Source organism: Rhizobium sp. BK377, assembly GCF_014193935.1.
In the GTDB taxonomy this organism is placed as follows: Bacteria; Pseudomonadota; Alphaproteobacteria; order Rhizobiales; family Rhizobiaceae; genus Rhizobium.
This window is the reverse complement of record NZ_JACIAC010000001.1, coordinates 1421625-1447535: the sequence shown is the minus strand read 5'-3', so window position 1 is coordinate 1447535 and position 25911 is coordinate 1421625. Positions and strand designations below refer to the sequence as shown.

At 61.0% G+C, this 25911-nt stretch carries 26 protein-coding genes; 12 read left to right on the top strand and 14 right to left on the bottom strand.

Translation table 11 applies throughout. The annotated features are described in order from the left end of the window. Positions 1–113 precede the first annotated feature (113 nt). The 3 genes from FHT92_RS07150 (at position 114) to FHT92_RS07140 (ending at position 3392) form a co-directional block, all read left to right on the top strand. Positions 114–617, top strand: coding sequence for a cupin domain-containing protein (locus FHT92_RS07150; protein ID WP_183823449.1), 504 nt, complete (start codon positions 114–116; stop codon positions 615–617). 96 nt (positions 618–713) lie between these two features. Beyond that, positions 714–1661 (top strand): glutathione synthase, encoded by a 948-nt coding sequence (gene gshB, locus FHT92_RS07145; RefSeq protein ID WP_183823448.1) that lies wholly within the window; start codon positions 714–716, stop codon positions 1659–1661. A gap of 198 nt (positions 1662–1859) precedes the next feature. After that, positions 1860–3392: a YifB family Mg chelatase-like AAA ATPase gene (locus FHT92_RS07140; protein ID WP_183745992.1), complete on the top strand. Its 1533-nt coding sequence runs from the start codon at positions 1860–1862 to the stop codon at positions 3390–3392. A gap of 128 nt (positions 3393–3520) precedes the next feature. On the opposite strand, the gene cysK is transcribed toward FHT92_RS07140, so the two are convergent. Then, complete coding sequence (gene cysK, locus FHT92_RS07135; RefSeq protein ID WP_183823446.1) at positions 3521–4483, bottom strand: cysteine synthase A; 963 nt, start codon at positions 4481–4483, stop codon at positions 3521–3523. A gap of 142 nt (positions 4484–4625) precedes the next feature. Beyond that, positions 4626–5243: a LysE family translocator gene (locus tag FHT92_RS07130; protein WP_183823444.1), complete on the bottom strand. Its 618-nt coding sequence runs from the start codon at positions 5241–5243 to the stop codon at positions 4626–4628. 231 nt (positions 5244–5474) lie between these two features. On the opposite strand from FHT92_RS07130, the gene FHT92_RS07125 reads away from it, so the two are divergent. Next, positions 5475–5993, top strand: a complete 519-nt coding sequence (locus FHT92_RS07125) for a Dps family protein (protein ID WP_183746002.1) — start codon at positions 5475–5477, stop codon at positions 5991–5993. A gap of 21 nt (positions 5994–6014) precedes the next feature. Here the strand turns inward: FHT92_RS07125 and FHT92_RS07120 are convergent, their stop codons facing one another. Further along, positions 6015–6923, bottom strand: coding sequence for a DMT family transporter (locus FHT92_RS07120; RefSeq protein WP_409527135.1), 909 nt, complete (start codon positions 6921–6923; stop codon positions 6015–6017). 96 nt (positions 6924–7019) lie between these two features. Between FHT92_RS07120 and FHT92_RS07115 the strand changes: the two genes are divergently transcribed. After that, positions 7020–7487, top strand: a complete 468-nt coding sequence (locus FHT92_RS07115; RefSeq protein ID WP_376776545.1) for an Lrp/AsnC family transcriptional regulator — start codon at positions 7020–7022, stop codon at positions 7485–7487. Positions 7488–7489: 2 nt separating this feature from the next. On the opposite strand, the gene FHT92_RS07110 is transcribed toward FHT92_RS07115, so the two are convergent. Continuing rightward, positions 7490–8383, bottom strand: coding sequence for a GNAT family N-acetyltransferase (locus tag FHT92_RS07110; protein ID WP_183823440.1), 894 nt, complete (start codon positions 8381–8383; stop codon positions 7490–7492). After that, positions 8380–8850, bottom strand: coding sequence for a dUTP diphosphatase (dut, locus tag FHT92_RS07105; RefSeq protein ID WP_183823438.1), 471 nt, complete (start codon positions 8848–8850; stop codon positions 8380–8382). The genes FHT92_RS07110 and dut overlap by 4 nt, the downstream gene beginning before the upstream one ends. A 90-nt stretch (positions 8851–8940) precedes the next feature. Here dut and FHT92_RS07100 point away from each other — a divergent pair, with 90 nt between their 5' ends. Beyond that, complete coding sequence (locus FHT92_RS07100; RefSeq protein WP_183746014.1) at positions 8941–10524, top strand: peptide chain release factor 3; 1584 nt, start codon at positions 8941–8943, stop codon at positions 10522–10524. A 141-nt stretch (positions 10525–10665) separates the two neighbouring features. Here FHT92_RS07100 and FHT92_RS07095 read toward each other — a convergent pair whose 3' ends face one another. Beyond that, on the bottom strand, positions 10666–11052 hold the full coding sequence (locus FHT92_RS07095) for a RidA family protein (RefSeq protein WP_183746016.1): 387 nt from the start codon (positions 11050–11052) through the stop codon (positions 10666–10668). 81 nt (positions 11053–11133) lie between these two features. Here FHT92_RS07095 and FHT92_RS07090 point away from each other — a divergent pair, with 81 nt between their 5' ends. Further along, positions 11134–11661: an Lrp/AsnC family transcriptional regulator gene (locus FHT92_RS07090; protein WP_183823437.1), complete on the top strand. Its 528-nt coding sequence runs from the start codon at positions 11134–11136 to the stop codon at positions 11659–11661. A gap of 78 nt (positions 11662–11739) precedes the next feature. On the opposite strand, the gene otsA is transcribed toward FHT92_RS07090, so the two are convergent. The 5 genes from otsA to FHT92_RS07065 form a co-directional block, all read right to left on the bottom strand. Next, the gene (otsA, locus tag FHT92_RS07085) at positions 11740–13113 is read right to left on the bottom strand and encodes an alpha,alpha-trehalose-phosphate synthase (UDP-forming) (RefSeq protein WP_183746023.1); all 1374 of its coding nucleotides are present in this window, start codon (positions 13111–13113) and stop codon (positions 11740–11742) included. Positions 13114–13152: 39 nt separating this feature from the next. Continuing rightward, positions 13153–13950, bottom strand: coding sequence for a trehalose-phosphatase (gene otsB, locus FHT92_RS07080; RefSeq protein WP_183746036.1), 798 nt, complete (start codon positions 13948–13950; stop codon positions 13153–13155). 48 nt (positions 13951–13998) lie between these two features. Further along, positions 13999–15531, bottom strand: a complete 1533-nt coding sequence (locus FHT92_RS07075) for a S10 family peptidase (RefSeq protein WP_183823435.1) — start codon at positions 15529–15531, stop codon at positions 13999–14001. Between the two features lie 98 nt (positions 15532–15629). Next, entirely contained in the window at positions 15630–16922 is a 1293-nt protein-coding gene (locus tag FHT92_RS07070; RefSeq protein ID WP_183823433.1) for a CynX/NimT family MFS transporter, read from the bottom strand. Then, positions 16919–17596: a FadR/GntR family transcriptional regulator gene (locus FHT92_RS07065; RefSeq protein WP_183823431.1), complete on the bottom strand. Its 678-nt coding sequence runs from the start codon at positions 17594–17596 to the stop codon at positions 16919–16921. The genes FHT92_RS07070 and FHT92_RS07065 overlap by 4 nt, the downstream gene beginning before the upstream one ends. A 546-nt stretch (positions 17597–18142) precedes the next feature. Here FHT92_RS07065 and FHT92_RS07060 point away from each other — a divergent pair. After that, entirely contained in the window at positions 18143–18955 is an 813-nt protein-coding gene (locus FHT92_RS07060; RefSeq protein WP_183746044.1) for a class II glutamine amidotransferase, read from the top strand. On the opposite strand, the gene coaBC is transcribed toward FHT92_RS07060, so the two are convergent. Beyond that, positions 18942–20153, bottom strand: a complete 1212-nt coding sequence (coaBC, locus tag FHT92_RS07055; RefSeq protein ID WP_183823429.1) for a bifunctional phosphopantothenoylcysteine decarboxylase/phosphopantothenate--cysteine ligase CoaBC — start codon at positions 20151–20153, stop codon at positions 18942–18944. The genes FHT92_RS07060 and coaBC overlap by 14 nt on opposite strands. 370 nt (positions 20154–20523) lie before the next feature. Here coaBC and FHT92_RS07050 point away from each other — a divergent pair, with 370 nt between their 5' ends. Next, complete coding sequence (locus tag FHT92_RS07050; RefSeq protein WP_183823427.1) at positions 20524–21387, top strand: NmrA family NAD(P)-binding protein; 864 nt, start codon at positions 20524–20526, stop codon at positions 21385–21387. 52 nt (positions 21388–21439) lie between these two features. On the opposite strand, the gene FHT92_RS07045 is transcribed toward FHT92_RS07050, so the two are convergent. Beyond that, positions 21440–22204 (bottom strand): SDR family oxidoreductase, encoded by a 765-nt coding sequence (locus FHT92_RS07045; RefSeq protein ID WP_183746053.1) that lies wholly within the window; start codon positions 22202–22204, stop codon positions 21440–21442. Between the two features lie 126 nt (positions 22205–22330). Here FHT92_RS07045 and FHT92_RS07040 point away from each other — a divergent pair, with 126 nt between their 5' ends. After that, a complete protein-coding gene (locus FHT92_RS07040; RefSeq protein ID WP_183823426.1) occupies positions 22331–23236 on the top strand; it encodes a LysR family transcriptional regulator in 906 nt (301 codons plus the stop codon). On the opposite strand, the gene FHT92_RS07035 is transcribed toward FHT92_RS07040, so the two are convergent. Continuing rightward, on the bottom strand, positions 23233–24108 hold the full coding sequence (locus FHT92_RS07035) for a LysR family transcriptional regulator (RefSeq protein ID WP_183823424.1): 876 nt from the start codon (positions 24106–24108) through the stop codon (positions 23233–23235). The two genes, FHT92_RS07040 and FHT92_RS07035, sit on opposite strands and share 4 nt — an antisense overlap. A gap of 90 nt (positions 24109–24198) precedes the next feature. Here FHT92_RS07035 and FHT92_RS07030 point away from each other — a divergent pair, with 90 nt between their 5' ends. Further along, positions 24199–25452, top strand: a complete 1254-nt coding sequence (locus FHT92_RS07030) for an MFS transporter (RefSeq protein ID WP_183823422.1) — start codon at positions 24199–24201, stop codon at positions 25450–25452. Positions 25453–25509: 57 nt separating this feature from the next. Next, positions 25510–25911 (top strand): GFA family protein, encoded by a 402-nt coding sequence (locus tag FHT92_RS07025; RefSeq protein ID WP_183746065.1) that lies wholly within the window; start codon positions 25510–25512, stop codon positions 25909–25911.

The window sequence follows — 25911 nt, the reverse complement described above, 5'->3', positions numbered from 1 at the left end:
AGTCGTCGGCGACCAATAAGCTTTCGTTAAAATTTTAGCGTCTGCTTGAACGGGCTTTTACGACTCTTCTGTTATCCACGGCTCAGCTAGGGGTAGCAAACTGGGGGTAAGTCATGGCCTTGAAGATGATGCTTGCAACCGCCGTCGCCATGGCTGCGCGGTCCGTGCCTTACGCCACGTTGAAGTCATCAGGCAGGTCTTTCGTTGCGCAGGCAAGCGACGGCATGGTCCTGAAATCAACGCCGATCAATCCGGACTGGATCATCAGCGGCAATCCGCAGGCGCGCACGGCAGAACATTCCCGTGGCCATGACGAGGCATCGCTGACGGCGATCTGGGATTGCACATCAGGCGAATTCCGCTGGCGTTTCGGTTGGGACGAGACGGTCATGATCCTTGAAGGCGAGGTGCACGTCACCACTGGAGACGGCGTGGAGCGCACACTGCAGACGGGCGATGTCGCTTTCTTTGCCGGCGGCACCTGGGCGAACTGGCGGGTGGACAATTACGTTCGCAAGGTCGCCTTCCTGCGCAAGCCTTTCCCAAAGCCGCTCGCCATTGCCTATCGCCTGCGCAACCTCTTGCGCAACGGTGGCGGCACCGGCATAGCGGCCTGAAAATTGCGCCGGCGGAGGCGCCAGAAGCCATTGATTGCCGTTGCGTTTGATGCCTGACCGACCTACATCTGGGCGGCATCAGCGCAAGGGACGGAAATGGCCAAGATCAAGAACGTAGCGGTCCAGATGGACCATGTCTCCGGCATCAATATAGCGGGCGATTCCACCTTCGCCATGAGCCTTGAGGCGCAGGCGCGTGGCTACAAGCTCTTCCATTACACGCCCGACCGCCTGAGTTTGCGCGATGACAAGCTCTATGCCACCGTCGAGCCGATGGTACTGCGCGACGTCAAGGGCGATCATTATGAACTCGGAGCGCCTGAGCGCATCGACCTGTCGACCATGGATGTCGTCCTGCTGCGCCAGGACCCGCCTTTCGACATGTCCTACATCACCTCGACGCATCTGCTGGAGCGCATCCATCCGAAGACGCTCGTCGTCAATGATCCCGCCTGGGTGCGCAACTCTCCGGAAAAGATCTTCGTCACTGAATTTTCCGACCTGATGCCGAAGACGCTGATCACCAAGGATCCGGGCGAGATCCGCCGATTCCGCGACGAGATGGGCGACATCATCCTGAAGCCGCTCTACGGCAATGGCGGCGCCGGCGTTTTCCATTCCACCAAGGACGATCGCAACCTGTCCTCGCTGCTCGAAATGTTCGGCCAACTCTTCCGCGAGCCTTTCATCGCTCAGCAGTACCTGCCTGACGTGCGTAGGGGCGACAAGCGCATCATCCTCGTCGACGGTGAATTTGCCGGCGCCATAAATCGCGTCCCGGCGGAACACGATAGCCGCTCCAACATGCATGTCGGCGGTCGTGCCGAGCCGACCGAACTGACGGCACGCGAAAAGGAAATCTGCGAGCGCATCGGCCCGGCTCTGCGCGAACGCGGCTTCCTGCTCGTCGGCATCGACGTGATCGGCGATTATATGACCGAGATCAACGTGACCTCGCCGACCGGCATCCGCGAAGTGAAGAAGTTCGGCGGCGCCGATATCGCAAGCCTGTTGTGGGATGCGATCGAGCGCAAGCGCGGCTAAAGCAAAGCCAAGAACAGACCACAAAAATTGTTCTTGTCGTTCCGCCTTTGATCCCTTCCGTTCCAGGATTACAACCCGCCGCAATTTGATTGCAGCGGATAGCTGAATTCGTTCGCTTATCGTTCTTGTTTTATTCCGGCTTCCATGCCAGATTGTGACCGGCTTCATAGGTTGGGGTTCAGGGTCACGAGGCAGGGCATGGTCGCGCGCGTCAGTACGGTTGCATTTCAGGGCATTGAAGGTGTTCCGGTCGAGGTCCAGGTCATGGTCGCTCCCGGGAAAATGGGGATCCAGATCGTCGGGCTTCCGGATAAAGCGGTTGCGGAAAGCCGAGAGCGGGTGCAGGCCGCCCTGCACGCTTCCGGTCTGGCGCTGCCATCCAAGCGCGTGACCGTCAACCTTGCGCCCGCGGATCTTCCCAAAGAAGGCAGTCACTTCGACCTTCCGATCGCGCTCGGCTTGATGGCAGCTCTCGGCGCCATCCCGGCGGATGCCTTGTCCGACTATGTCGTCGTCGGCGAACTCAATCTCGATGGTACGATTGCAGCAATCGCTGGCGCTCTGCCGGCGGCAATCGGTGCCAACGCGAGTGGGAAAGGCCTGATCTGTCCGGCCGAAAGCGGATCCGAGGCCGCCTGGGCCGGGTCAGACGTCGACATTCTGGCGCCGCGGAGCCTGATAGCACTCGCCAATCATTTCCGCGGCACACAGATCCTTTCGCGCCCGGAACCGTCCATTCGCCCGAACGCCGCCAATCTGCCCGATCTCGCCGAGATCAAGGGACAGGAAAGCGCCAAGCGGGCGCTGGAAGTGGCCGCCGCCGGCGGCCATAACCTATTGATGGTTGGGCCGCCGGGCTCCGGCAAGTCGATGCTGGCTTCGAGACTGCCATCCATCCTGCCGCCGCTCTCGGCCGCCGAATTGCTTGAAGTCTCGATGATCCATTCCATCGCCGGTCAGCTCTCCGGCGGCAAGCTTTCCGACCGCAGGCCCTACCGCACGCCGCACCATTCGGCGACGATGGCCGCCCTCATCGGCGGCGGCCTGCGCGCCAGGCCAGGCGAGGCTTCGCTTGCCCATCACGGCGTGCTTTTCCTCGACGAGTTTCCGGAATTCGCACCGCAGGTGCTCGACGCCTTGCGCCAGCCGCTGGAAAGCGGCGAATGCGTCATCGCGCGCGCCAATCACCGCGTCTCCTATCCGGCGCGGATCCAGCTCATTGCCGCCATGAATCCCTGCCGCTGTGGCATGGCGGGCGAGCCCGGCCACACCTGTGCCCGAGGGCCGCGCTGCATGACCGATTATCAAGCCCGCATTTCCGGCCCGCTGATGGACCGCATCGATATCCGCATCGACGTGCCGGCCGTTTCCGCCGCCGACCTCATCCGGCCGACGGTCGCCGAAGCGAGTGCCGATGTTGCCCGGCGCGTTGCGCGTGCGCGCGACATTCAGCGCGAACGTTATGCTGCTGCAGGCGCTGTGGGCATTTCCACCAATGCAGGATGCTCGACGGCAATGATCGAGAAGTTCGCCGAGCCGGATGCTGCGGGATTGCAGTTGTTGCGAGATGCCGCGGACAAGATGAAGTTTTCGGCGCGCGGTTACCACCGCGTCCTGAAGGTCGCCCGCACGCTTGCCGATCTCGACGGCAATGAAATGGTCGGACGTATTCACCTCGCGGAGGCGATTTCCTACCGCGTTGCCGGTGCGCGGCTAACGGCAGCGGCATAAGGTTGAGTGACTGGTGAGCAGTGATAAGTGAGTAGCGGCTCACAATAATCGGCAAACCAAAGCGATTTGCGGCAGGCACCGAAAGCAGCCTCAGTCACTACTCACTACTCGCTACCCACTAATTTCCTTCAGCTTCCGAGGCCTTCAAACAACGTCGTCGAAAGATAGCGCTCGGCAAAGGACGGGATGATGACGACAATGTTCTTGCCAGCATTTTCCGGACGGCGGCCGACCTCGATTGCCGCCGTCAGCGCCGCACCAGAGGAGATGCCGACAGGCACGCCTTCGAGCCTGGCGACGAGCCGTGCCTGCTGGAATGCATCGTCATTGCTGACGGTGACGACCTCGTCATAGATGCTGGTATCGAGGATCTTCGGCGCGAAGCCTGCACCGATGCCCTGGATCTTGTGCGGGCCGGGCGTACCGCCTGACAGTACGGGCGAATCCGCCGGTTCGACGGCCACGATCCGGATATCCGGTTTGCGGCTCTTCAACACCTGGCCGACGCCGGTGATCGTGCCGCCGGTGCCGATGCCGGCAACGAAGATATCGACCGTGCCGTCGGTGTCGTTCCAGATTTCCTCGGCGGTCGTCTTGCGGTGAATTTCGGGGTTGGCCGGGTTTTCGAATTGCTGCGGAATGACGGCGTCGGGGAGCGAAGCGGCGAGTTCCTCGGCCTTGGCGATAGCCCCCTTCATGCCCTTCGGCCCTTCGGTCAGCACCAGTTCGGCGCCGAGCAGCGCCAGCATCTTGCGGCGTTCGACGGACATCGTCTCCGGCATGGTGAGGATCAGCCGATAACCTTTGGCGGCGGCCGCAAAGGCAAGCGCGATGCCGGTATTGCCCGAGGTCGGTTCGATCAGCACCGTCTTGCCGGGAGAAATCTTGCCCTGCGTTTCCAGGCTCTCGATCATGGCAACGCCGATACGGTCCTTCACCGAGGCGATCGGATTGAAGAATTCCAGCTTGGCGAGAATGCTGGCCACTACGCCCTTTTCTTTGGCGAGTTTGTCGAGGCGAACGAGCGGCGTATCGCCGATCGTATCCGTTATCGAGGAATAGATGCGGCCGCGGCCCGGTTTGTGCGACATGGTGCTCTCCCTTTGAAATCCATTCTGAAATCTGAGGAGAGAATAGGGTCAAAGTGGCGGTGAGACCAGAGTGGCTTCATCCGCCACCCACGCAAGCCAGAGAAAAAATCCTTTGAAAACCGTCCGTTGCCGAATGTTTATTTCAGGCAGCACGCGTGGCGATGAAGGCTGCCGTGCCCGCCAGGATGCTGGCGGCGACGCGATTCAGCACCTGCAATGCGCGTGGCTGTTTCAGCATCGTGCGGGCGCGCGACGCAAGCAGCATATAGGGAACGAGCACGATCATCAGCACCACGAAGGTGACGGCGAGCAGGATGAGATACTCGCGCATGCCGATGCTGTTCAAATCGATCAACGTCGGCACCAGCGCCACATAGAAGAGCATCGTCTTCGGGTTTCCGAGCGTCACCAGCAGGCCGGACAGGAACGACATGCCCGCACTGCTCGATTTCTTCGCGGCGATATCCTGAGGCAGCAGGCCGGCAGTCCAGAGCTTCCAAGCGATGTGGCCGAGATATAGGGCTCCGGCGATCTTGATGATGAGGAATATCTCGGTGAAAGTCTGCGCCACGAAGGCGAGGCCGAGGATGACGGCCGTGAGGTAAGTCATGTCTCCGAGCACCAGGCCGAGGCCCATGAAGAAGGTCTCGCGGAAATTCGAGCCTAGGGCACGCGCCACGATCGCCGTGATCCCTGGGCCGGGAATGGCGGCGGCGATGAATAGGGCTCCGGCATAGGCGATCAGGACGGTAAGGCTCATCTTCATATCCACTGACTTGCGGACCCTTCTATAGGCGGGTGAGGCAGGCCTCATCAAGCGTCTGGCGCTGATCTGTCCATAACCATAAAGAATAGGTCGGCTGAACCATGATCTACTTGGAAACCGACTGCGCCTTGCTATTTTTCCTGTCGCAAGCGGCCGCTGACACGGCCCGCCGCGGCTTCCCAAGGCTGCCGGCGCAGACGGTTTTCATCATCAAGGAGAGAATACATGTCGCCTACCTCAGCCGAAGCCCGCGGACGTTCGCCGCTCAAGACCCCGTCCGACCTGCCGACCAACGCTATCACCGATATTTCGGCCGCGTTGACCGCGCTGCTCGCCGATGTCTTCACGCTCTATGTGAAGACCAAAAACTTCCACTGGCACATGTCCGGCCCGCATTTCCGTGATTACCACCTGATGCTCGACGAGCAGGCGGAACAGATCTTCGATATGACGGACGAGGTTGCCGAACGTGCCCGAAAGATCGGCGGCACGACGCTGCGCTCGATCGGTCAGATCGCCCGCCAGCAGCGCATTCCGGACAATGATGCTGACTATGTCACCCCCGAGGACATGCTCTCCGAGCTGCGTGAAGACAATCTTCACCTCGTCTCAATCCTGCGCGAAGTGCATGAAGTCTGCGACGAGCACAACGACGTTGCGACCGCGAGCCTGATCGAGAACTGGATAGACCAGAGCGAACGCCGCACCTGGTTCCTGTTCGAAACGACGCGCCAAGCGAAGTAACACGTAAGCCGAACCTCAGCGTCAGGCTGCCGGCAGGCGAATAAGTCTCGCCGGCGACCAGCCCAGATTCATGCCGGCGGCGGCGAGCAGAATAACTGCCGCCCCGGCAATCTGCATCGGCTGCAATGCATGGCCGAAAGCGAAGCGGTCGACCAGGATGGCAGCGACCGGATAGATGAAAGACAAGGCGCCGGTCAGATGCGTCGGCAGTTTCTGGATCGCGCCATAGAGCAGTACGTACATGAGACCGGTGTGGACGACGCCGACCGCGGTCAGGATCATCCAGGAACTGGTATCGGCGGGGAGGTTCGAAAAATCGGTCATCGGCGCCAGCATGACGATACCGGTCGAAACCTGGATCAGCGCGATTAGATGCGGCGGCGTGCCGCGCAGCCATTTGGCGGCAAGCGCGGCAAGAGCATAGAAGAAGGCGGCACCCAGCGCCATTAGGATGCCGAGACCGTAGCTGCCGGAGACGGCATCGCTATTTGGTTTCGCCTCGACGATAGCAGCCATGCCGGCAAAGGAAAGCCCGAGCCAGAAGAGCTTGGTGCCTGTGATCTTCTCCCCGAGAAAGAGTGCGCCGAGCGCAAGCAGCATGAAAGGCTGAGTGTTGTAGACAGTCGTCGCGATCGAGATCGACGCGTGCGAATAGGAGGCGAACAACAGCAGCCAGTTGGAGACGATGGCGATACCGCCGAAGACAGCGATGCCGAGCGACCGCAGGCTGATGATACCAGGCCTCAGCAGGCCGAAAGCAGTGCAGACCACCAGCAGGGTCAGCGCGCCGAAGAAGCAGCGCCAGAAGACCACGCCGCTGACGGGCTGACCCGACATGACGACGAACCACCCGATCGTTCCCGAGATCAGCATCGCTGCCGTCATCTCTGCTGTGCCTCTTCTGATATCGCCCTGCATCGCCATCTCCATTCGTTAGCGGGAAATTGTATTGCGGCATCGCAGCATTTTCTATAAGCTGAAAAAGGGAAAGGCTGGATAAACCTAATCTTGTTAGGAGTTTTTGCCATGTTGGCTAACGAGATGCAGGCAGTCGACGATATTGACCGCGCAATGATAGAGGCGCTGGCAGGAAACTCGCGTATTTCCCTAAAGGAGCTCGCCCAGGCTGTAGGACTTTCTTCGCCGAGCGCGGCGGAGCGTCTGCGTCGGCTCGAGGATCGCGGCGTGGTGACGCTCTTCACCATCGATCTCGATCCGGCGGCGATTGGCTATCCTCTCCAGGCGATCGTGCGGGTGCGCCCGCTGCCCGGCCAGCTCCACATCGTCGAACGTATTATCCAGGACACGCCCGAATTCATCGAATGCGACAAAGTGACCGGAGACGATTGTTTCATCGCCCGCCTCGTCGTCCGTTCGATGGGCGAGCTCGACAGCATTCTCGATAAGGTCGCCGAGCGCGCGGAAACCAATACCTCGATGATCAAATCCTCGCCGGTCAAGCGGCGCCTGCCGCCCCTGATACGAAAAAAATAGCCTCAGAAATCCGCCATTGGCGACAGCATGGCGGGATGATCGAGGCTCATCTCCTCCAGTCCGCGCAGCATCAGCCGTGTTCCGCCTCCATAAGGCATCGCCTCTCCGGACCATCCGAGCCTGTCCGGCCGGAACAGCGTTTCGACTATCGTTGCCTGGATGCCGAGACCGGAAAGGATTGTGGCGAGTGAGGGGATCTCCGCCGCGACCACGTCGAGAAGAGCGACGTGGTCTGGTGCCGGCATCTTCCATGCAATGACGGCCTTGCTCTCTTCCAGATAGCTCAGGCGAACATCGGGATCGAGCTGCGTGTTGATGAGGAACATCGCAGCGCTGCTGGCGACGGCGAGCGTCTCCGAAACTGGCTTGCGGTTCCTCAGCCGGCCCTGAAGCAGAGCGAGATCATCGGCATCGCGCGGCTGAAGAGGTCGTGATGCGGCGGCACCTTCAGACTTTGGTGCCGCGCCGGCATACTTGTGAAGCGGAAGTGAGCGGAAACCGTAGGGCTCGTAAAGCGCCGGCTTGTCCGTGTAGAGGATGATGGCCTCGAAGTCCCGCGCCTCACACCAGGCAAGCGCCTTGCCCGTCACATCGCGATAAAGGCCGTGGCCGCGCCATGGCGGGCGAACCGCGCCGGACTGAAAGGCGGCGGCGTTGACGAGCCTGCCGTTGAGGACGAAGGGCATGGCGAAGACGGAGAGATTGGCGGCGAGCAAGCCTTCATTCGTAAACCAGCCAAACGGCATGCTGGTCGGGTCCGGGCCGCCAAGTTCGCGCAGCGGATCGATATCGATGCCGAATGTATCATCGAGAAGGGAGACGAGAGAGCTCCAGGCCGCGGGATCGCGGAAATAATCCTGTCGGAAGGTAAGCCCGCCGGAATCGACGACGCTCATACTCCGGTCGAACCGAAGCCGCCGGCGCCGCGTGCGGTTTCGGTCGTCTCTGAGACTTCGGCAATGCGGGTCTGGACGAATGGTGCAATCACCATCTGCGCGATGCGCATGCCGCGCGTGATGGTGAATTCCTCCTCGCCATGATTGACGAGAATGACCTTCACTTCGCCGCGATAATCGCAGTCGACGGTACCGGGCGCATTGAGGCAGGTGACACCGTTCTTGGCTGCAAGACCGGAACGCGGGCGCACCTGGCCCTCGAAACCCTCGGGGATTTCGAAGACGAAACCCGTCGGAATGAGCGCGTGTTTGCCGGGCGCCAGCACCAGCGGCTTGTCCTCGTCGATGGCCGCGCGCAGGTCCATGCCGGCTGCACCGCGCGTTTCATAGGCGGGCAGATCCAAGCCATGGCCGTTCGGCAGGCGGATCAGTTTGAGGGTAGGGCGGGTGTCTGTGTGAATGGTCATGCGGCATTACTTCGTGCCTCGTGCCGCAAGGTCAATTGCAATGGCGCGCTTTAATCGCTAGATACGCCGCAATTCCACAGGATTCACATCATGGCCGAAAGTCTCGCCGAGGCGGTCTCCCGCCGCCGCACATTCGCTATTATCGCTCACCCGGATGCGGGTAAGACGACGCTCACGGAAAAGCTGCTGCTTTTCGGCGGCGCTATCCAGCTCGCCGGTGAAGTGAAGGCGAAGAAGGATCGCATGCAGACCCGCTCGGACTGGATGAAGATCGAGCGCGAGCGCGGCATCTCGGTTGTCACCTCAGTCATGACCTTCGAATATGAAGGCAATGTCTTCAACATTCTCGACACGCCCGGTCACGAAGACTTTGCTGACGATACCTACCGCACGCTGACGGCAGTCGACGCCGCCGTCATGGTCATCGATGCAGCCAAGGGTATCGAGCCGCGTACGCTGAAGCTGTTCGAAGTCTGCCGCATGCGCGACATTCCGATCATCACCTTCATCAATAAGATGGACCGTGAGAGCCGCGATCCCTTCGAGATCCTGGATGAGGTCGAGGAGAAGTTGGCGCTGGACACGGCCCCGGTCACCTGGCCGATCGGCCGCTCCAAGACCTTCTGCGGTTCCTATCATCTCAAGGAAAACACGGTGCGCGGCTCCGATACGGAAGTCGACGTTACTGCCGTCAACGGACCGCAGAGCGTTGCCGACCGGCTGCCGGAAAATGAACGCGATGCCTTCATCGAGGAGGTGGAACTGGCGATCGAAGCCTGCCGCCCCTTCGATCGGGAATCCTTCCTCGAAGGTCATATGACGCCGGTTTTCTTCGGCTCCGCCCTGCGCAACTTCGGTGTTCGCGATCTCATCAATGCGCTTGGCGACTTCGCTCCGCCGCCGCGTGACCAGGTCGCCGATGTCAGAACCGTGCATGCCGCCGAAGACAGAATGACGGCTTTCGTCTTCAAGATTCAGGCGAACATGGACCCGAACCATCGTGACCGTATCGCCTTTGCCCGTATCTGCTCCGGCAAGCTGGAGCGCGGCATGAAGGCCCGCCTGGCACGCACCGGCAAGCAGCTTGGCCTCACCGCGCCGCAGTTCTTCTTCGCCTCGCAGCGCCAGCTCGCCGATACGGCTTTCGCCGGCGATGTCGTCGGCATCCCGAACCACGGCACGCTGCGCATCGGCGACACGCTGACGGAAGGTGAAAGCCTGGTATTCCAGGGTGTGCCGAACTTCTCGCCTGAAATCCTGCGCCGCGTCCGCCTGGAAGACGCCATGAAGGCCAAGAAGCTGAAGGAAGCCCTGCAGCAGATGGCCGAAGAAGGCGTCGTCCAGCTCTTCCAGCCGGAAGATGGCTCGCCGGCCATCGTCGGCGTCGTGGGCGCGCTGCAGCTCGATGTCCTGAAGGAGCGCCTGATGGCGGAATATGGCCTGCCCGTCTCCTTCGAAATGTCGCGCTTCTCCGTCTGCCGCTGGATTTCGTCTGACCAGCCTGCTGAACTCGACAAGTTCCTCACCGTCAAGCGCGGCGATATCGCCCGTGATCTCGACGGCGACCCGGTCTTCCTGGCGCAGGATGGTTTCTCGCTGCGCTACGAGGCGGAACGCTATCCGGCGATCAAGATGGTGGCAATCAAGGAATATCACGCGGCCAAGGCCGCCTGATTACCTTGCCAGCCGTTCGACAAGGAACTCGACGACCGCGCGCATGGACGGCAATTGCCCGATCTGGAAGAAGCCCTCCGCCTGCTGCGCCAGGCTGCTTGAACATCCCATGGTGCCGCCTTGTCCAGACAGGGCGGCATTTCACGCGGCAGCGATAATTTCGATTTCCACCAGCCAGTCTTTCTGAAGCGTTCGAACGACGATGGCGGTGGTCGGTACGATATGATCGCCGAGTGCGGCCAGCCGCGCATTCTGGTTTGCTTCGGCATAGTCGGGGTCCCGCAGATAGCTGGTCAACCGCACAATGTTGCTGACGTCCATATCGGCATCCGCAAGAATCGCCCGCAGGTTCGACCAGATGAGGTCTAGTTGGACCGAGAGATCTCTGCCCGGCACGCATTCCGCGTCGAGCCCCATTGTGCCGCTCACGAACAGAAAGCGGACAGGATGCCTGACCTCAATCGCGTGAATATAATCGGATGTTGCCGCATAGATGCCGCGGCTCGGATTGTGCTTCACCAGTTCCATTTGAGAGTTCCTCCCTCGAATATCTGAAAGCTTGGCTCTATTATTGCCGAATATTTTTCGGCGATAAGGCAGATTTTCCGAATGACAAAAGAACCGAATGGTATTCGACGTAGCAGGCGAGAGCCCGAACAACTGGACCTTTTCGACCGAAAGATATTAGGCGCGCTTACAGAGGATGCCCTGCAGAGCTATACTACCCTTGGCAAAGCCGTCAATCTGTCGCCGCCTGCCGTGCATGAGCGCGTCAAGCGGCTGCGCCGGTCCGGCGTCATGAAAGGGGCGCACGCTGCGCTCGATGGCACGGCGCTCGGCAAGCCGTTGCTGGCCTTCGTGCATGTCGAGGCTGCGGGTTGGGGCAAAAGCGAAAGGCTGATGCAGCTTTGCCGCTTTCCCGAGGTGGAGGAGATGCATTCGGTTGCAGGCGACGCCAGTGTCATTTTCAAAGTGCGCACCGAAAGCCCGCGCGCGCTTGAAGCCTTTCTCTCGCAAATTCATGCTGTTCCCGGCGTGACGGCCACCAAAAGCTATGTGGTGCTTTCCACCTATCTCGAGCGGCCAGTCCAGGCGAACATGACCGCGGACTGGCCGGAAAACCCGCTGCCGGCCTGAAGTGGCGCAGCGCTACATTCCAACTCATAGTACTGTTCTTGCAGAGGGGCGACTTATGGTGCCGCCCCGGCAAACTGTTCAGGCGGCGAGGTCGCCCAGGAAGTTATCGCACCAGCGCGAGACATCGTGCTCCAGCAGATGATCCATCATTCGCCGCCAGCGGTCGCGGCGCTCGTCGAGCGGCATATTGAGGCCGCGCGCCAGCGCATTGGATGTACCGACGATGTCGTAGGGATTGACAAGCAGAGCGCCATTCAATTCGCGTGCCGCACCGGCAAAACGAGAGAGGACCAGCACGCCCGGATCATCTGGATCCTGCGCGGCAACATATTCCTTGGCGACGAGGTTCATGCCGTCGCGTAATGGCGTAACGAGGCCGACTTTGGCGAGCCGATAAAGGCCGGCAAGCACCGGTCGGCTCACGGAGCGGTTGATATAGCGGATCGGCACCCAATCGACCGTGCCGAGTGCGCCGTTCACGCGGCCGGCCTGTTCGGCGACCATCCGCTGCATCGCTTCGTATTCAGGCACTTCCGAACGGGATTTCGGCGTAATCTGCAGATAGGTCACCTTGCGCTGATGCGCCGGGTTGTTGGTGACGAAATGTTCGAATGCGTCGATGCGCTGGGTGATACCCTTGGAATAATCCAGCCGGTCGACGCCGATGATGAGACTGCGGTCTTCGATGCTCTGCTGTGCCTTCAAGACCATGCTGTGACTGCCGGCCCTCCTGGCAAATTCAGCGAACGCGGCCGTCTCGATGGCGATCGGATAGGCGCCGCCGCGGAACATGCGCTCGCCGGCGATGAAACGCCCTTCGTCGATCATGTCACCCATCTCCTCGCGGCGCAGGCAGCCCGCGAAGTTTTCGAGGTCATGATCGGTCTGGAAGCCGACGAGATCGTAGGCGGCAAGCCCCCGCATGATTTCCTCATGGACGGGCATGGCGAAGAGTACGTCGGCCGGTGGCCAGGGGATGTGCAGGAAGAAGCCGATCTTGTTCTTGATGCCCATCTGCCGCAGCTCGGCAGCGAGCGGGATCAGATGATAATCGTGGACCCAGATGATGTCGTCAGGCTTGATCAGAGGCGCCAGCCGATGGGCAAAGAAGCGGTTGACACGGAAATAGCCGGCCATTTCCGTGCGCCCATATTCTGCGAGATCCAGCCGGTAATGACAGATCGGCCAGAGCATGCGGTTGGCGAAACCGAAGTAATATTCGTCGACATCCTTGGATGTCAGGTCGGTCAGTGCATAGGTGATGTTGCCCCGCTGCTCGATCGAAAGCGGGCCGGGTTCGCCTTCTTCGTTGATCCTTCCCGACCAACCCATCCAGATGCCGCCGCGCTTTTCGAGGGCGGCTTCCAGCGCCACGGCAAGCCCGCCGGCGGACGCGGCCCCCTTTTTTTCCTGGACGGGGACGCGGTTGGAAACGACGACAAGTCGGCTCATGAAAAATTCCTTTCATTAGAAATAACTGCAAAAATGCAATCAGCCGGCAAAACGCGCGACGATCTCGCGGACCGCTTCCGCGGAAGGCAGAGTGCCGCGAGCGGCGGTCTCGGCAGACGGCGGGCCGACGCGGATGGAGTAACCGCCGAGCCGGTTCGCCATGCTGAACATCGCCTCGTCGGTGACATCGTCACCGATGGCGATCGGATGACGACCGCGGAAGGCTGGAGTTGCGAGAAAACTCTCCAACGCATCGCCCTTGTTGGCTCTGGCTGGCCGGATTTCGAGAACCATCTTGCCATGCTGCAGGGTCCAATCCGGTCCTGCACGGTTCACGAAACGCTGCATCAGTTCCGTCAGTTCCGCCTGCCGCGCCGGCGCAAGGCGGAAATGTGCAGCGACAGCCGCGCCCTTATCCTCGATGACGATGCCGGTCCAGCCCGCCGTTTCTGCACGAAGCTCGATCTTCAATCTCTCGAACTCGCCTGTCGGCTCCACCTTGAAGATGCTGCCGTCAGGGCTGCGGCGCTCTGCTCCATGCAGTCCGGCGGTGGGAAACTGGTATGGAGCGAAGAGGCGGTCGGCATAGGTAAGACCTCGCCCCGTCACCAGAGCCAGCGCCCTGCCCAGCCTCTGCGACAGCACGTCGAGCTGCGCAGGAAGTGCCGGCGGCACGAATATCTCATCCGGCGTCGGCGCAAGATCGAGGAGCGTGCCGTCGATATCGAGGAAGAGTGCGCCGTTTTGAAGATAAGAAGAGAGTGTGGAGAGGGTTTCTTCCTGCCGGGAAGCGCTGCCGGATGGCCGAGCTTCTGATAACTGATTGCTGTTTGCCATGCCGGGGAAATTAGGTCAGCAAGGCCCTCCGGCAACCCTCGATGGTCTTCAATCTGCCGGCGGGCTGGCGGGATGCGCGGCATAAAAGGCCTTTGCATCCGCCGTGAATGCGGCGCGCTGGCCGGCGGTCGTGTAGAACATATGCCCTCCGCGATAGAGTTTCAGCGATATACGATTTTCCGCAAGGGACGGCGGCAAGTGATCCACCACATAGCGGCTGACGCCGTAAGGCGTCACGAGATCGCTGTAGCCATGGGCGATCAGCAGGTGGAAGGATGGGTTGGAAGCGAGCATCTGCCTGATGTCGTCGGTGGCGCTCGCCTGCAAACGTGAACCGCGGCCGCTGCCCCACTCCCAGCGTCGGCTGATGTCATTTTCGAGCAGCGTGTAGGTCATCTCGGTCTTGAAGCCGAGTTCGTTGCGGGCATAGTCGGCAAAGGCTCCCCCATAGGCCCTGGTAAAGCCGTCGAGGATCGCATCGTCGCCTCGGTCGTAATCGGATTCGGGATAGGGGTCGGGTGTTGCAAAGGCAGCATCGTATGGGCTCATGACCTCGCCCGGCTGCTTGCCGGAGTGCTTCGCGTAGGCATCGCCGAGAAAGCCGCGATTGCGGGTGACAACTTCAAGCGGAATGCCCGTAAGATCGGAGACCCTCTTGTAGAAGCTTGTTGCCGCGTCACCTGTCGGTGCAGCGCCGGCGAGCGTGGTGAGGTAGTCTCCAAGCGCGAAACTCTCGGCATCACGCTGGCCGGATTCGCTGAAGCTCTTGCGCCGGTCGGCTTCGGCGGCTGCCAGTGAGGGGAATTCCAGCGCAGCACCCAGCGCGAACTGGTCGGCGTCGAACATCAGCTGACCTTCGAGCAGCGGCGAAAGCATGACGGTGCCGGCGATGATGATGCCCTGGCTCTGCTGCAGGGCCGACGCAACCTTGGCGGCGCGGAAGCCGCCATAGCTTTCGCCGAGCAGATATTTCGGAGAATTGCCGCGGTTATTGTGCGCGACGTAGAGGGCGATCACCTTCGCCATCGTCTGCGCGTCGGTGCCGACATTATAGTAGTTCGAGGCGTCGTCCGCCTTTACCGTACGGCTCCATCCGGTACCGATGGGGTCGATCAGCACAAGATCGGTGAAATCGAGCCAGCTATGCGGGTTGTCGACGAGCTTCGCATTTGCGCCGTCACGGCCGTCAGGCCCAAAATCAAGTATACGCGGGCCGACAAGTCCAAGATGCAGGAAGGCGGAAGCCGCGCCCGGGCCTCCGTTGAAGGCAAAGGTGAGCGGCCGGTCCGGCCCGGCATCCTTGGCTACATAAGCGGTATAGAAGATTGCAGCGTTCTGTCCGCCATCCTGGCCGAAGAGATCAAGTGTGCCTGCCGTGGCCGTATAGGCTGTCTTGCGCCCATCGGCCGTCGTGAGCTCGTGCTCGGTAACGGAATCGCCAGGCAGCAGCTTGAGGACACCTTCGCGTGGAGAGCCCTGTGCTGCAGGAGCGCGTCGTTCGCCAGCCTCCTGCGCAAACGAGAAGGCGGGCGCGAGCGCAACAGCCAGCGCGGCGAACAGAAGCACGGATCGGAAGCGCAAAGATTTTCCTCCGGTGGGTCAGAATGCAGCTGAGATAGGGTAGCAGCCGTATTCCTTCGATGGAGATCAAGAGATGGTGATAAGAAGGTGAGCCCGGCCTATTCGACCTTCTCGATTGTGCGCGCATTCACATGCAGCGCCCGGCCGGCCCGCCACCCATTGAAGGCGGCGCCAAGGCCGAGTGCGATGAAAAGCACCGCACACCAAGCGAAATTTCCAGTCCAGCCGCGGATCAGACCGACAATGAACGGGCCGATGGCGGCAAGCAGGTAACCCACACATTGCGCCATGCCGGAAAGGTGAGCGGCGACATGCGGATCGCGCGAACGCAGCACGATGGCTGTCATCGCCGCGGCGATCAGCCCGCCCTGACCGATGCCCTGCAGCACGGCCCAGACCCAGACGGTGGAAAGCGGCGCAAAGAGCAGGCCGAGAAGTGCGACGACGGCGAAGGCGCAGAGCGTCACGTTGATGAGGCGCTGATCCCTGCCTCGTACCGCGATGTGCGGCACGACGAGACAGGCGGCGGCTTGGACCATGACGGAAATCGAGACGATGCCGCCGGCCACAACACCGTCAAGACCGCGTTCGCGCAGGATCGGCACCAGCCAGCCGAAGACGCAATAGGCAAGCGCCGATTGGAGCCCCATGAAAAGCGTGACCTGCCAGGCAAGCTTGTCCCGCCATAGACCTTCAACGCGAAAACCGCTGCGCCGAGCCTGTCGGCTGCTCGCAAAGACCTGCGGCAGCCATATGAGCCCGACAAAGAGCGCAGGCAGCGCCCAGACAGAGAGCGCGCCTTGCAGCGAGCCGCCGAGCGCGTGTTCGATCGGTAGCGTCAGGCCGGCCGCACCGGCGGCGCCCGCGCAGAGCGCCATCGTATAGAGGCCGGTCATCAGAGCCGTATTCGCGGCGAAGTCGCGTTTCACAAGCCCGGGCAGCAGCACGTTGCCGATGGCGATCGCAGCACCGGCAAGCGCGGTGCCGAAAAAGAGCAGGGGGACGGAGGAAAGACCGCGCAGCGCCGTACCGAGCGTCAGCAGCAGGAGCACACCGAGCAGTGTCCGCTCCGAGCCGATGCGCTGGGCAAGCCGCGGCGCCAGCGGCGAGAAGGCGCCGAGGCAAACGACGGGCAAGGTCGTCAGCAGACTGGTCCCCAGAGGCGACAGGCCGAGTTCGGTGCGGATTTCCGGCAGCAGGGCGGAAGCGCTGGAAAACACCGGCCGCAGATTGAAGGCGATCAACACAAGGCTGGCACCGAGCAGGAAGCGCGCCGTCATGCTCTGCTTCTGCGGCGGCAGCGGTGAAGGCACGCTGTCGATTTCGGCATCGATCATCGCCTCGTCGACTGCGTCGAACGAGGATGTGGCATTCTGTATGGGCATTGTCATGAAAGAAGCATTCGATCGAGGGCGGAAAGGATGGGTGCCATGAAATCGCGCACGGCTGCATCGGCCTTGTCGGGACTGCCGGTTTCGATGGCGTCGACAATCAACTGGTGTGACTGCATGTCAGGCTCTGGAATCGCCTTGTCGAGTGTCGCGGCAATCGTCTCGGCGATCGAGAGGGAGAAGAAATCATAGATCTCGATCATCGCCCGGTTGTTGGATGCGGCAATGACGGCCTTGTGAAAGGCAAGGTCGCGTTCGATGAAGCCTGCCGGATCGCCGCCTTCATAATTGCCGCGTTCGGCAAGCAATGCGCGAAGTCCGGCGATGATGCCGGGTGTCTTGCGGATGGCGACGAGCCGTGCGCCTTCGACATCAAGTGCGCAGCGCGCCTCGAATTGGTCGCGCAGACTGGCGCGCCGGGCCATGCTAAGCGCTCGGCTGTTATCGGTGGTCGAAAGCACATAAGTGCCGGAACCCTGCCGTGTTTCCAAAAGGCCCTGCGACACGAGGACACGCACGGCCTCGCGCACTGTGCCGCGACTGACCGAAAGCATGGCCGAAAGTGAACTCTCGTTCGGCAGTTTCTCGCCGACAGCCCAGCGTTTGGCGAGTATCTCGTTGCGGATCGCTTCAGTGGCGGTGTCGGCAAGGTTGGTTTTGTTGAGAGGTTGCATGCGCTTTATTCGTAAAGTCATCTGATAACTATATGAATAAAGCCACTCCGCTTGAGCGTCAACGCACAATGAAGACAATAAAAAGGGCCGCTTTCGCGACCCTTTCCATGAGGTTTGGCCTGTAACCGGCCCGGACCGTCTGATGCGGCCCCAGGAAGGTGGGGTTTAGAGCGAGGGCTGCCTCGCTTTCATCACCACTTCCATGCCTGTTACGAGGTCCGAAAACTCATTAGACATTGGATCACCTTCCTTTCGTTACGTTGATAATGATCTAAAAGTAGGCTGATTCCTTCGCGATGCAAGAGGAAAATGCATGGCTGTTTTTTAGCCGGCGTCTGGTTATGTCGTTCAACTGCCTGATCTTCCACCGCCGCAATCACGCAATTTCACATCGTTTTTGCGGAAAGTGATCTCCGACAGCGTCAGGAATTTGTCATCTTTGCCTTGCAAATCAGGTGCCTGTTAAGTCCTTATTAGCCATAGCGTCGGACAATCCAAGGCGTTTTCAGCATTCCTGCCGTAGCAGCGGCGGGACGGAGCAAGAGCATGTGTCGCTGGGCAGCCTATCGTGGAGACCCCCTCTATCTGGAGGAACTGGTATCCTCGCCCGCCCATTCCCTGATCGAGCAATCCCATTGCGCCACCCGCGCCAAAACGGCGACGAATGGCGATGGTTTCGGCATCGCCTGGTATGGTGACCGGCCTGAACCTGGCCGCTATCGCGATATTCTGCCGGCATGGTCCGACTGCAATCTGAAGAGCCTAGCGCGGCAGATCCGCTCGCCGCTGTTCCTCGCCCATGTGAGGGCCGCGACCGGCGGCGGCACACGGCGCGACAACTGCCATCCCTTCACGTATGAAACCTGGTCGTTCATGCATAATGGGCAGATTTCCGGTTTCGAGCGCCTGCGTCGGCCGATGGAAACCATGCTCGACGACGAGCTCTTTAATGCCCGCAGCGGCACAACGGATTCCGAGCTCCTGTTCCTGCTCGCTCTGCAATTCGGTCTCCGGGATGCGCCGGTCGCCGCTGTGGCCCAGACCATCGCCTTCGTCGAAGGCCTGGCGGAAAATATCCTTGGCTCCGTTCTGTTGCGCTTCACAGCGGCCTTCTCGGACGGGAAGTCTCTTTATGCGGTGCGCTATGCCAGCGACTGCAAGGCGCCGACGCTCTATGCCGCGCCCCTTGCCAATGGCCACTGCCTCGTGTCCGAGCCTCTGAATGACGATGGTGATGCCTGGCAGGAAATCCCTAACGGGAGTGCGGTGATCGTCGGTGCCGATGGTCTCCAGATTACGGCTTTCCAGCCGGAAAAGCCTGCGGCCAAACGGCTGGAACCTCTTTCTATCTCTGCATAAGCTGTTCGGCGATCAACGCGGCCAGCCGTTCCGCCACCTCGTCCTTGGATAGATCCGGCCATTGCTCGATACCGTCGCGGCGGATGAGTTTTACGCTGTTGCGCGTCCCCCCCATGATGCCGGTCGACGGCGAGACGTCATTGGCGACGATCAGGTCCGCGCCTTTGCGCTCCAGCTTCAGCCTGGCATTGGCTTCGACATCCTGTGTCTCTGCAGCAAACCCGATCACCAGCTTCGGCCGCGTCGTGTGATGACCGACGGTCTTGAGAATGTCCGGGTTCTCCGTCAGCGCCAGCGTCGGAATGGATTCGCCCGGATGCTTCTTGAGCTTCTGGTCGGCAGCTGACGCGACGCGCCAGTCGGCAACCGCAGCCACCATCACTGCGACATCGGCGGGAAGGGCAGCGAGAACGGCATCGCGCATCTCTTCGGCCCGCTCGACATGCACCATTCGGACGCCGACGGGATCGGGAATGGTGACCGGACCGGACACCAGCGTCACATCCGCCCCGAGCCGCGCAAGCGCCGCGGCAATGGCATGGCCTTGCCGGCCGGAGGAGCGATTGGCGATGTAGCGCACCGGATCGATCGGCTCGTGCGTCGGGCCTGAAGTGACGATTGCTTTTTTGCCGGCAAGCGGCTTCGGACCATCATCGAGCAGGGCCTCGGCGGCGGCCACGATGTCCAGCGGCTCGGCCATGCGGCCCGTGCCGGTCTCTCGGCTTTCCGCCATCTCGCCGGCAGCAGGGCCGATGAAACGGATGCCATCGCGCCGCAATGTCTCGATATTGCGTTTCGTCGCCGGATGCGCCCACATCTTCGGGTTCATCGCGGGTGCTACGAGAACCGGCCGATCGCTGGCGAGCAGCACCGTGGTGGCGAGGTCATCAGCAAGCCCGCTAGCCATCTTCGCCATGAGATCGGCTGTTGCGGGCGCGACCAGCACCAGATCGCAATCGCGCGCCAGCCGGATATGGCCGACATCCTGCTCGTCCTGTCGGGAAAAGAGATCGGTAAAGACATGGTCTGCAGCAAGCGCGCCGACGGCAAGCGAGGTCACGAATTCCTGCGCACCCTTCGTCATGATCGGCCGCACGGAGGCGCCGCGTTCGCGCAGGCGACGGATGAGATCGAGGCTCTTGTAGGCCGCGATGCCGCCCGAGATGATGAGGAGGATGCGTTTGCCGCTGAGAGCCATGGTCTTTTCCCGTCGCTTCTTTGACCGAACAAACCCTAAGCCTTTGGCGGAAAACATGCAATCGCAGCGCGCAGGCTTTGGTCTGCTTCGGCGCAACGATCGCAATCGCCATGCCGACGCCGATCGCATGTGAAACTCCAAAGACGTCGGGCCGGGCATGAAAAGGACGAGCAGCGGTCGCAAAGGGATGTTGCTGAGCCGATATGTCCTATCGCGTGCCGGAACAAGAACCTGCCTGCATCACGACGAAGGTCGATTTGGCAAGTCGCAGCAATTGCTGCGCAGAAGTCACTGATAATGTGACATAAGCGCACTTAAATCACATATCGCCTGGCGGCATAGTGGGGCCAACCTATAAAGGAGTTGCTCTATGTTTGCTGTAACCGGAATGACTGGCAAGGTCGGCGCCGCTGTTGCCGATCATCTGCTGAAGGATGGCGCAAAGGTCCGCGCCGTCGTGAGAAATCCAGAAAAGGCTGCAGGCTGGAAAGAACGCGGCTGCGAGCTGGCTGTCGCCGACATGAGCGACGCTATAGCGCTGACGTTGGCGTTCGGAGGCGCGGAAGCCGTTTTTCTCGTCATCCCTCCGCTTTTCGATCCCGCATCGGGTTTCCCGGAGGTGAAAGGTATGCTGGCAACGCTGAAGACAGCGCTTGAGGCGGCAAGGCCCGGAAAGCTCATCTGCCTGTCGACGGTCGGCGCGCAGGCCACACAGCCGAACCTGTTGAGCCAGCTCGGCATTGTCGAGAAGGAGCTTTCGACACTCTCCATTCCGGTCGCTTTCCTGCGCGCTGCGTGGTTCATGGAAAATGCCGCGTGGGATGTGGCGCCGGCCCGCGAAAGCGGCGTCATTTCGAGCTTCCTTCAGCCGCTCGATCATGCTGTACCGATGATTGCTGTCGATGATATTGGCCTGCTTGGTGCGAAGATGCTTCGCGAGGACTGGCAGGGCGTACGTGTCGCGGAACTGGAAGCGCAGGAACGTGTCAGCCCGATCATGATCGCAGCCGCCTTCGCCAAGGCGCTCGGCAAGCCGGTGACGGCGGAAGTCGTGCCGCGGGAAAGCTGGGAGGAGCTGTTCCGCGCCCAGGGTATGAAGAACCCGGAACCGCGCATACGCATGCTCGAGGGCTTCAACGATGGCTGGATCGACTTTGAAGGCGGCCGCGAAAAATCGTTGAAGGGTGCGACCAACATCGAAACCGCGATCCGCCGCCTCGTTGCCGGCGCATGAACGAAAAGCCGCGATGAGAGGAGCCGCGGCTTTTGCATGTTATGCATCATGCTCAGGTGCGAGTGATCGATACACCGCCATCGACCAGCGAAGCCGTACCCGTGACGAAACTCGCGTCGTCGGAGGCGAGATAAAGCACCGAGCGGGCAAGCTCTTCCGGCGCTGCGACGCGCTTCAGCGCATGCAGGTTTGTAATGAAGGACTGCTTGTCCGAAGTGTCGTTCATTTCGCGATACATATCCGTATCGACAGCACCAGGCAGGATGGCATTGACGCGGATATTCTGCGGACCGTATTCGGCAGCGAGCGCCTGCGTGAGCCCGATGAGGCCAGACTTGCTGGCGGCATAGGCTGCCACGCCCGGGAAGGAGAAGCTGTAGCCGACAAAGGTCGAGGTGAAGATCACCGAGCCGCTGCCATGCTTGATCATTTCGGCGATCTGATGCTTGGCAGCGAGGAAGGAGGCCGTCAGGTTGATTGCCAGCGTTTCGGCAAAGCCTGCTTCTGAAACTTCGGTGCTCGGACCCGCTTCGCCGATCGTTCCGGCATTGTTGAAGGCGATATCGAGCTTGCCGTAATTTTTGACGGCGGCTGTGACCAGCGCCTTGTGATAGTCTTCCGAGCGGACATCGCCGGCAATGGCCACAGCATCGCCGCCGGCAGCCTTGATTTCTGCAACCAGGTTTTCAAGCTCGGCCTGGCGACGCGCACCAACGACGACCTTGGCGCCTTCGGCGGCGAAAAGCTTGGCGGTTACGCGACCGATACCCGAGCTTGCGCCGGTGACGATTGCGACTTTGTCGATCAAACGATTCATTGTTCCATCTCCTGACTTTGGGTTGGATCGGCATTGCCGTCCCGTTTCGATGGCTGGAAGATGGCACTTTTCCTTCGTTCGGATTAGTCTCCCAAATGCGGAGCTCGAATTCGGGAAAGCCGAACGATGATGAAGATTGAAGGGATTGCGACTTTTGTCGCCGTGGTGGAGGCCGGATCGGTCAGCGAGGCCGCCCGGCGGCTGCGTTTGTCCAAGTCGGTTGTCAGCGAAAGACTGGCGGAACTGGAGAAGACACTGGGCGCCATGCTCGTCCACCGCACCACGCGCAAACTGACACTGACGGAAGATGGAGCAGCGTTTCTGGAGCGCGCCGGGCGCATCGTTCGCGAGATGGAAGACGCCGCGGCCGATATGGCCGAGCGCCGAGGCACGCTTTCTGGGCCACTGCGCATCGCGGCCCCCGTCAGCTTTGGCCGCCTGCATCTCGGCCCGGCCCTCTATCCGTTTTTGAAGGCGCATCCGCAGATCGCACTGACGCTCGATATGGATGACAGGCGCGTGGATCCGGCCTCGGATGGCTATGATTCCATCATCCGCCACGGCGCTATCGCCGATACGAGGCTGGTCGCCTGGAAGCTCGCCCGTAGCCGCCGGCTGCTCGTCGCCTCACCCGATTATATCGAGCGTCACGGCAAGCCCGGCTCGCTGTCCGATCTCAATGATCATCGCGGTGTCTTCTATACCAACCGCGGTGCCGCCGATTGGCGCTTCCAGACGGAGGAGGGCGCGGTCGTCATCCGCGCCACGCTCGGTCTCGGCATCAACAATGGTGACATGCTGCATGATGCCGCGATCGAAGGCCTCGGCATTGCGCTGTTGCCAACCTTTATCGCCGGTCCGACAATTCGGGACGGTCGGCTGATAGAGATCGATGTCGGCGCCAAGCCCGAACCGGAATTCATCTACATGGCCCATCCCGAAGGCCGAAACCCCTCGGCCAAACTGCGCGCCATCGCAGATCATTTGAAGAAGACCTTCGGTGATCCGCCCTATTGGGATCCGGATTTCTAATTCAGAAGGCTCATCAGATTTTCGGTTACGGGAGAGCGCTGGCTGCGCAGCACGGCCAGCGCCAGCCGTGCCACAGCGGGCGGTCCGTCGATCGGCCGGTAGGCGACGCCGGCAAGTTTGATCTGCGAAATCGAGGCCGGCACGATGGAGACGCCGAGATCGGCCGCGACGAGATTGACGACCGAGGAAATTTGCGGCGCCTCCTGCGCCACCGTCAGTTCGAAGCCCGCCTCGTGGCAGGCGCGCACCACATCGTCATAAAGGCTGAGCCCGACCAGCCGCGGGAAGAGGATGAAAGGCTCTCTCGCCAGCAAGGCAAGCGCCAGCGTCTTCCGCTTCGCCAGCGGATGGCTTGCTGGCAGGGCGACGACCATCGGTTCGTCCGGCAGGCGCTTCAGCCTGACGCCAACGGGATCGTCGAGGCCCGGCCGCATAAAGGCCGCATCCACTTCGCCGCGCTCGAGCTTCTGCATCAGGCCGAGCGTATTCATCTCCGTCAGTGAAAGCTGCACATCCGGCCAGCGGGCCTGAAAGCGGCGGATCGTCGTGCTGACCACGGGGTTAAAGGCGGAGGAGGCGGTAAAGCCGAGCGACAACCGGCCGGTTTCGCCGCGATTGGCGCTCTGGGCCGCCAGCCGTGCTTTCTCGGCTGCCGAGAGCGACGCTTTCGCTTCCGGCAGGAAGGCGGCGCCGGCTGCGGTCAATTCCGCCCCATGCGGCACGCGATGGAAAAGCGTGGCGCCGATTTCGGTTTCGAGATCTCGGATCTGCTGGCTGAGCGGCGGCTGGCCGATGCCGAGGCGTGCGGCTGCCCGTGTGAAATTGCCCTCCTCCGCGACCGCCAGAAAATACCTGAGATGTCGCAACTCCATAGCTATCTCCAAAAGCTATCAAGAACGCCTGTCTCATATATTGGACAAATAGAGGCGATCTGACTAGATCGACGGCAGGAAGGAATTGATATGTCCGACTCTGCAATCCAAGACGTCGCCGGCCTTGAAACGACCGAAGAAAGCCACCGGAAGCACTATCTCACGCGTGGCACCGGCGCTTATCGCCGCGCGAGCCTGGCGCTCTTCCTCTCGGGTTTTGCCACCTTCTCGCTGCTCTACTGCGTGCAGCCGCTCCTGCCGATCTTTTCGCAGGAATTTGCCGTCAGTCCGGCTGAAAGTTCGCTGTCGCTGTCCCTCTCCACGGGCTTCCTGGCGATCGCCATCGTCTGCGCCGCTGCCGTCTCCGAAGGGCTCGGCCGGCGCAGCCTCATGTCGATTTCGCTGGTTGGCGCCGCCGTGCTGACGATCGCTACCGCCTTTGCACCGAACTGGCATCTGATGCTGATTATCCGCGCGCTGCAGGGCTTCGTTCTGGGCGGGGTTCCGGCCGTTGCCATGGCCTATCTCGCGGAGGAGATCGACCCGCGCGGTCTCGGCGCCTCCATGGGTCTCTATGTCGGCGGCACGGCCTTCGGCGGCATGTCGGGCCGGGTGCTGACGGGTATCTTCGCCGAATATCTTTCCTGGCGACCGGCCCTATTCCTGATCGGCGCCATCGGCCTGGCCGCCGCGATCGGCTTCATTGCGCTACTGCCGCCCTCGCGCAATTTCGTGCGCCGCGCCGGCTTCGATCCGCAATTTCATCTGAAGGCGTGGTCCGGACACCTCAGCAACCCGGCGCTACCCTTCATCTTCACGATTGCCTTTTTCGCGATGGGTTCCTTCGTAACGATCTACAACTATGCCGGTTTCCGGCTCGTGGCACCTCCCTATGATCTCAACCAGACCGAACTCGGCTTGATCTTCACGGTTTACCTCTTCGGTATCGGCGCGTCCTCGGTCGGCGGCATCCTTGGCGACAGGCTCGGCCATTTTACGGTGCTGCTGGCGGGTATCGTCATCACCGCAGCAGGCTGTGCTCTGACCCTTTCGGCCTCTCTGCCGCTGATCATCACCGGCATCATCGTGCTGACAAGCGGCTTCTTCATGACGCATTCGGTGGCAAGCGGCCTGGTGGGCAAACTTGCTGCCGGCACCAAGGGTCACGCCTCCTCGCTCTACATGCTCGCCTATTACATCGGCTCGAGCGTCATGGGCTCTGCCGGCGGATGGTTCTGGGCTGTGGAGGGATGGTCTGCGATCGTGATTTTCACGCTGACGATGATGGCGCTCGCGTTTCTGTCCGCGCTGACCGCGCGCCGTCTCGCCCGTCTCCTCCCTTGACTTCTGGCGTGCGACGACTAATTAACTGAAAGGTTAAATACAAGTCGGAGAACCACGTTGAAGAAAATCTATCATGGAAGCTGCCATTGTGGCGCCGTTGCCTATGAAGCCGGGCTTGACCTTTCAGCGGGCACCTTCAAGTGCAATTGTTCGATCTGCCGCAAGAAGCGCAGCTGGCTAGCTGTCGTGCAGCCCGATGACTTCCGGCTGGTCTCGGGCGAGGATCGGCTGCGCAAATATCAGTTCGCTTCCGGCTCGATCCAGCATCTCTTCTGCGAAAACTGCGGCGTCGCTTCCTTTGCCCGCAACGACAATGAAACAATCGGCCCCTTAGTTGTCGTCGCCGTCAGTTGCCTTGACGATGCCAGCACCGAAGAACTTGCCGCGGCACCGGTTGCATATTTCGATGGCCTGCATGACCGCTACGACGCCGAGCCTGCGGAAAAGCGGCTTCTATGA

What these genes read in the sequence shown, in the direction of transcription:
- FHT92_RS07150 (WP_183823449.1), top strand. Translation starts at nt 114, where the DNA reads ATGGCCTTGAAGATGATGCTTGCAACCGCCGTCGCCATGGCTGCGCGG.
- gshB (WP_183823448.1), top strand. Translation starts at nt 714, where the DNA reads ATGGCCAAGATCAAGAACGTAGCGGTCCAGATGGACCATGTCTCCGGC.
- FHT92_RS07140 (WP_183745992.1), top strand. Translation starts at nt 1,860, where the DNA reads ATGGTCGCGCGCGTCAGTACGGTTGCATTTCAGGGCATTGAAGGTGTT.
- cysK (WP_183823446.1), bottom strand. Translation starts at nt 4,483, where the DNA reads ATGTCGCACAAACCGGGCCGCGGCCGCATCTATTCCTCGATAACGGAT.
- FHT92_RS07130 (WP_183823444.1), bottom strand. Translation starts at nt 5,243, where the DNA reads ATGAGCCTTACCGTCCTGATCGCCTATGCCGGAGCCCTATTCATCGCC.
- FHT92_RS07125 (WP_183746002.1), top strand. Translation starts at nt 5,475, where the DNA reads ATGTCGCCTACCTCAGCCGAAGCCCGCGGACGTTCGCCGCTCAAGACC.
- FHT92_RS07120 (WP_409527135.1), bottom strand. Translation starts at nt 6,923, where the DNA reads ATGGAGATGGCGATGCAGGGCGATATCAGAAGAGGCACAGCAGAGATG.
- FHT92_RS07115 (WP_376776545.1), top strand. Translation starts at nt 7,020, where the DNA reads ATGTTGGCTAACGAGATGCAGGCAGTCGACGATATTGACCGCGCAATG.
- FHT92_RS07110 (WP_183823440.1), bottom strand. Translation starts at nt 8,383, where the DNA reads ATGAGCGTCGTCGATTCCGGCGGGCTTACCTTCCGACAGGATTATTTC.
- dut (WP_183823438.1), bottom strand. Translation starts at nt 8,850, where the DNA reads ATGACCATTCACACAGACACCCGCCCTACCCTCAAACTGATCCGCCTG.
- FHT92_RS07100 (WP_183746014.1), top strand. Translation starts at nt 8,941, where the DNA reads ATGGCCGAAAGTCTCGCCGAGGCGGTCTCCCGCCGCCGCACATTCGCT.
- FHT92_RS07095 (WP_183746016.1), bottom strand. Translation starts at nt 11,052, where the DNA reads ATGGAACTGGTGAAGCACAATCCGAGCCGCGGCATCTATGCGGCAACA.
- FHT92_RS07090 (WP_183823437.1), top strand. Translation starts at nt 11,134, where the DNA reads ATGACAAAAGAACCGAATGGTATTCGACGTAGCAGGCGAGAGCCCGAA.
- otsA (WP_183746023.1), bottom strand. Translation starts at nt 13,113, where the DNA reads ATGAGCCGACTTGTCGTCGTTTCCAACCGCGTCCCCGTCCAGGAAAAA.
- otsB (WP_183746036.1), bottom strand. Translation starts at nt 13,950, where the DNA reads ATGGCAAACAGCAATCAGTTATCAGAAGCTCGGCCATCCGGCAGCGCT.
- FHT92_RS07070 (WP_183823433.1), bottom strand. Translation starts at nt 16,922, where the DNA reads ATGACAATGCCCATACAGAATGCCACATCCTCGTTCGACGCAGTCGAC.
- FHT92_RS07065 (WP_183823431.1), bottom strand. Translation starts at nt 17,596, where the DNA reads ATGCAACCTCTCAACAAAACCAACCTTGCCGACACCGCCACTGAAGCG.
- FHT92_RS07060 (WP_183746044.1), top strand. Translation starts at nt 18,143, where the DNA reads ATGTGTCGCTGGGCAGCCTATCGTGGAGACCCCCTCTATCTGGAGGAA.
- coaBC (WP_183823429.1), bottom strand. Translation starts at nt 20,153, where the DNA reads ATGGCTCTCAGCGGCAAACGCATCCTCCTCATCATCTCGGGCGGCATC.
- FHT92_RS07050 (WP_183823427.1), top strand. Translation starts at nt 20,524, where the DNA reads ATGTTTGCTGTAACCGGAATGACTGGCAAGGTCGGCGCCGCTGTTGCC.
- FHT92_RS07045 (WP_183746053.1), bottom strand. Translation starts at nt 22,204, where the DNA reads ATGAATCGTTTGATCGACAAAGTCGCAATCGTCACCGGCGCAAGCTCG.
- FHT92_RS07040 (WP_183823426.1), top strand. Translation starts at nt 22,331, where the DNA reads ATGATGAAGATTGAAGGGATTGCGACTTTTGTCGCCGTGGTGGAGGCC.
- FHT92_RS07035 (WP_183823424.1), bottom strand. Translation starts at nt 24,108, where the DNA reads ATGGAGTTGCGACATCTCAGGTATTTTCTGGCGGTCGCGGAGGAGGGC.
- FHT92_RS07030 (WP_183823422.1), top strand. Translation starts at nt 24,199, where the DNA reads ATGTCCGACTCTGCAATCCAAGACGTCGCCGGCCTTGAAACGACCGAA.